Source organism: uncultured Campylobacter sp. (assembly GCF_938017615.1).
Classification (GTDB): domain Bacteria; phylum Campylobacterota; class Campylobacteria; order Campylobacterales; family Campylobacteraceae; genus Campylobacter_B.
In genome coordinates this window covers 1-4,821 of the sequence record NZ_CALIJA010000048.1, presented here as the reverse complement: position 1 = coordinate 4,821, position 4,821 = coordinate 1, and the positions used below count along the sequence as shown (strand labels likewise).

The 4,821-nt window shown below is 44.5% G+C and carries 6 protein-coding genes; all 6 read left to right on the top strand.

Annotated features, from left to right (window positions below; all coding sequences use genetic code 11):
* Positions 1–283 precede the first annotated feature (283 nt).
* On the top strand, positions 284–1,048 hold the full coding sequence (locus Q0620_RS02140) for a hypothetical protein (RefSeq protein ID WP_298783022.1): 765 nt from the start codon (positions 284–286) through the stop codon (positions 1,046–1,048).
* Positions 1,049–1,290: 242 nt separating this feature from the next.
* Positions 1,291–2,337: an ABC transporter substrate-binding protein gene (locus Q0620_RS02135; protein WP_298783021.1), complete on the top strand. Its 1,047-nt coding sequence runs from the start codon at positions 1,291–1,293 to the stop codon at positions 2,335–2,337.
* Positions 2,337–3,317, top strand: coding sequence for an iron ABC transporter permease (locus Q0620_RS02130; protein ID WP_298783020.1), 981 nt, complete (start codon positions 2,337–2,339; stop codon positions 3,315–3,317). The genes Q0620_RS02135 and Q0620_RS02130 overlap by 1 nt, the downstream gene beginning before the upstream one ends.
* Complete coding sequence (locus Q0620_RS02125) at positions 3,301–4,065, top strand: ABC transporter ATP-binding protein (protein ID WP_298783019.1); 765 nt, start codon at positions 3,301–3,303, stop codon at positions 4,063–4,065. The genes Q0620_RS02130 and Q0620_RS02125 overlap by 17 nt, the downstream gene beginning before the upstream one ends.
* 262 nt (positions 4,066–4,327) lie before the next feature.
* A complete protein-coding gene (locus Q0620_RS02120; RefSeq protein ID WP_298783018.1) occupies positions 4,328–4,495 on the top strand; it encodes a hypothetical protein in 168 nt (55 codons plus the stop codon).
* A 70-nt stretch (positions 4,496–4,565) separates the two neighbouring features.
* Positions 4,566–4,821, top strand: a 256-nt coding sequence (locus Q0620_RS02115) for a hypothetical protein (RefSeq protein WP_298783017.1), incomplete at its 3' end; no start/stop codon positions are given.

The window sequence follows — 4,821 nt, the reverse complement described above, 5'->3', positions numbered from 1 at the left end:
AAAATAAAAATTTCATAATTTAACTAGCGCAAAAACTAAATTGTCCTGCATTTACTCACAGATTCCTAATTTGCCCTCTTTTAGAATTTAACTTTTTAGGCAAAATAGATTAATTCCATTCAAATTTTACTTGCGCCCTCCCCTTGTATTGCTCTTAGCAAATTTTTTCTTGCGCTCGATGCGAATTTCAAAATTTAGCAATACGCAGTTTATAAATTTATCTAAATTTCAAACCCCGCAAGTATAATCCGCCATAAAATTTTAAAAATCTAAAGGCAAAAAAATGAAGCGCGATACTTTAAGCGCCATAAAATTCCGCGGCATAGCCTCTAGCGTTTTATCGATCTGCTGTTACCTGATCATTTGGGCTTGTTGTGAGCTTTTGCACGATATTACGATGAGAGGATTTTTCGCCGTTGCCGCCGTAATTGTTGCCATAATTTTTGCTTCGATGATTTTTAAACTCTCGGCAACCAAAATGATCTCAGATATCTCCGCTAGCAAAGTCTTTAACGCATATCGCGCTATGTTTTTTGCCTACGTGATATATGCCGCCTTGCTGGGCGCGATGCTATTTTATTCGCTAAATTATACCGGTCTTGCTAGCTGGGATTACGCTCTGCAGCAAAATGGTAGCTCTTTCGAGGAGGCCTTTTATTGCACGATAGCTGCGCTTTATGTAGGCTTGGAGCATCTATCTGAGATCGGAAAATCTCAAATCATGGCTCTTTGGAGCACTGCAATTATTACGCTGACGCCGATCGTTATTTTTACGCGGATTTACACACCGTATTTGCTCGGCAAAGCAAGCGGAAGCAAAATTTTCTATATTTACGCCGTGATAACTTTAATTTGGGAAGCGCTTCTTAAGCTTCTTGAAATACTCCACGTCGATAAGCCGTGGTATGGCAGCGCACCTGCCCGCTATGCCGCACTTGCGGTAATCATTTTATCTGAAATTTTAGAACTTATCGCTTGGATTAGGATTAAAGGAATTTCTGGCGCAGAGCTTTGGAATAAAAATTTATGGACGACGCCTACAAAATAAATCAAAAAACCAATCGGTATCGCTGGGCACCTGGCAGTATCCGGCCAGCCTAGAGGAGAAGGGCAAAAATTTTTACTAGCAAAATTCTGCGTAAAATCACAAAATTCTGCCCTACGAAAGCATCTGAAATCCCCCCGCGACAAAATGAAATTTATATAAAAATTTATCTGGATTTTATGCCGATCGGCTATAATTCCACTATTCTAACCCCGCATATTTTGCGGAATTTTCAAGGAGAAAAAATGCTTAAACTTCACTCAATACTTCTTGGTACAGTGCTTTGCGCTAGCCTGGCTTTTGCAGATCGCACGATTACCGATCAGCTCGGTCGCAAGGTCACGATCCCGGATCAAGTAAATCGTATCGTCGTGCTACACCACGAAGCGCTCAATGTCTTAAACGAAATCAACGCCCAAGATAAGGTCGTAGGCATCCTAAAAAGCTGGGAGCAGCGCTTAGGCAAAGAGTATAATCGTTTGGCACCGAGTTTTAAAAGCCTACCTAATCCAGGCGATATCAAAGATGTCAATTACGAAGCTCTGCTTAGTCTAAAGCCCGATGCGGTCGTAGTGGTCAACTACTTCCCTAAAGAATATATCGCTAAAATGGAGGAGTTGAAAATCCCAGTCGTAGGTATTTCATTTTTCAGCTCTGCACAAGAGGAAAAAGCTAAGCTAAATCCGACCTTTAAAGATGAGCGCGATAGCTTCGCTGCTTACGATGAGGGCTTTTACGAGGGGGTTAAAATTCTAGGCGAACTAAGCAATCACGAAAAGGATGCCGCTGAACTAATAGATTTCGTTAAAAAATCGCAAGCTGATTTAAATGCCAAATTTAGCAATTTTATCGTAGATAAAAGACCTAGAGTTTATATGGCAAATCCTGATCTTACGACCTACGGTAGCGGCAAATATACTGGCGTAATGTTAGCAAGAGCGGGTGCGACGAACGTCGCCGCTGCAGATATAAAGGGCTACAAGCAGGTTTCGCCGGAGCAAATTTTAGCATGGAATCCGCAGATTATCTTAGTGCAAAACCGCTATCCTCAAGTACCTGCCGAACTTAAAGCAAACCCTGCGCTAAAAGGTCTTAGCGCCGTGAAAGAGGATAGAATTTATCTAATGCCCGAATTCGTTAAAGCATGGGGTCATCCGACTGCCGAAGCAATGGCGCTTGGTGAGGAATGGCTTGCGATGAAACTTTATCCGCAAAATTTTAAGGACGCAAACTTTGATAAAAAAGTAGAGGAATTCTACGAGAAATTTTACCGCGTCAAATATCAAAAATAATGCTGAACCTAATCCTGCTTCTTTTTTGGGTAGTGCTGGCGATAATCTCGCTCGCTAGCGGGCAGTTTCATATCCCGCTAGAAGAAATTTTTAAAATTCTCTTTAGCGGAGGCGGCGATGAAGCCGCCAAAAGTGTGATGTTGGATGTTAGAATTCCGCGCATTCTACTCTCCAGCCTTTGCGGTGGAGCGCTTGCTATCGCGGGTTTGAGCTTGCAAGCGGTATTTAAAAACCCACTCGTTGGCCCGCACATCGTAGGCGTTAGCACCGCAGCGGCATTCGGCGGCGCACTTTGTATTTTGCTAGGATTGAGCGGCTTATGGCTTGCGGGTTTTGCATTTTGCTTCGGGCTTGCGGCACTATTTTTACTCTATCTTTTGGCAAAATTCGTAGCACGCGCCGATATTTTCTCGCTCATTTTAGCAGGTATAGTCATTAACGGCGTATTTGCCGCACTTACGAGCTTAGTGCAGTATCTAGCAGACGATGAGGAAGTGCTGCCCAATATCGTCTTTTGGCTACTAGGAAGCTTCGTAAGCGCAGGATACGATAAAGTAATTTTGATGTGCGCGATCGCCCTGCCCGCTTCTGCAGTCTTAATCGCGCTGAGATGGCGGTTTAATCTACTCAGCCTAAATGATGATGATTTGCGCGTGCTAGGCGTGGATGTTAAGTTTCTGCGCTGCACGATCCTAGCGCTTTGCACCGCTCTGATCGCCGTACAAGTTAGCGTCAGCGGAAATATCGGCTGGGTAGGTCTTGTAGTGCCGCACGCCACCAGGCTCATCGCGGGCAGCGACCACGTGAAGCTAATGCCTGCCTGCTTCATCGCAGGAGCGATCTTTATGCTGGCAATCGACGATCTATCTCGCTCGCTAAGTAGCGCCGAAATTCCTTTAGGAATTCTATCCGCTCTCATCGGAAGCCCGATCTTTGCCCTACTTCTAAAAAGGAGTGCCAAAAATGCAAAATCTAATTGAGGTAAAAAATGCTGGCTTTTACTACGAGGCGGAAAAATTCTGCTTTCGCAACTTAAGCTTCGAGCTTTCCAGCTCTCAAACATTAGCGATTTTGGGCTTAAACGGGCAAGGCAAAAGTACGCTAATGTCGTGTATGATGGGGATTTTGCAGCCTAAAGAAGGCGAGATCGTGCGCAAGGCAAAATTTGCTTTCTTGCCTCAAAGCTTTAACGTCGCGTTTGATTACAGCGTGCTTGACATCGTACTGATGGGGCGAGTACGCGAGATCTCGCTCTTTTCAAAACCGGGCAAAAAGGATATTCAAATCTGCCTTGACGCTCTGGAAACGCTAGGCGTCGCCCATCTGCAAAAGCGCAGCTTTAACGCCCTTAGCGGCGGGCAGAGGCAGCTCGTGCTCTTTGCTAGAGCCCTAGCTAGCGGTAGCGACGTGCTGTTTTTGGACGAGCCTGCCAGCGCACTTGATATCAAAAACCAAGACCGCGTGCTAAGCCTCATCGCAAATCTACGCTCAAATAGCGATGCGAGCATAGTTTTTACCACCCACCAGCCTAACCACGCCCTAGCTGTCGCCGATCGCACACTGATCTTGCGAAATGATCTTAGCTACAACTACGGCGCAAGCAACGAAATTTTAACCGAAGCCGCGCTTAGCTCGCTCTACAGCGTACAGATCAAAACGGCGGAATTTGACGTTGCGGGCGAGCAGGTCCCCAGCATCACGCAAATTTTCAGCGCGCAGGTGAAGTAGCGGCGCGACAAAGCAACTCATCAATCGGCGCGAAATTTTAAATCGTGGGATTTTGTCTTTAGCTAAATTTAAATCGCAGAATTTTGTCTTGAAATGCCGTCTTGAAATTCTGATTAAAATTTTATATCGAGGTTTTGCCATAGAATTCCGGTCTAAATTCCATAGTGAAATTTTACCGCGGAATTCCGAGTAGAAATCTTCATAGCGAAATTCTACCTGTGGCTTGCTGACTTTCAAAGCGTGCTATGAAAGTATGCCGCGCTTGAGATTTGAAATTCTGCCGCGAAATTCTGCCCCGCAAATCCACAGGCGGAATTTCGTTTTAAAATCCAGTGACGGAATTTATGCTCGCTCCGATGAAATTCCGAAATTCCGCAGCATGTGCTTGTCTGCAACGAAATTTGGCTGCGATGAAATTTTGAAATTTTAAACTTCGCAGTTTAATCTGTGCTTTACGTTTGTTTATGTATACTTCATGGCAAATTTTAAAAGGGCTTATTATGCAAGACACTGTATCTCAGGTAAGAAAAAATGGGATGATTAGCGCTGGAATCGATCTGTTTTTAGCAGCGCTACCCGTAGTTTTTATTGTGGTAGGCTTTATCTCTTTCGACAGACCAAGAATCTTTGACGACGAGATGACAAATTATATCGCTAGCGGAATTTTGATCGCTTTTATTTGCGCCTCGGTGATTTTCAAGTTACGAGCGCTTAACAAAATTGAGGCGCTTAGCGGCACAAACGCGGCAGCACTTT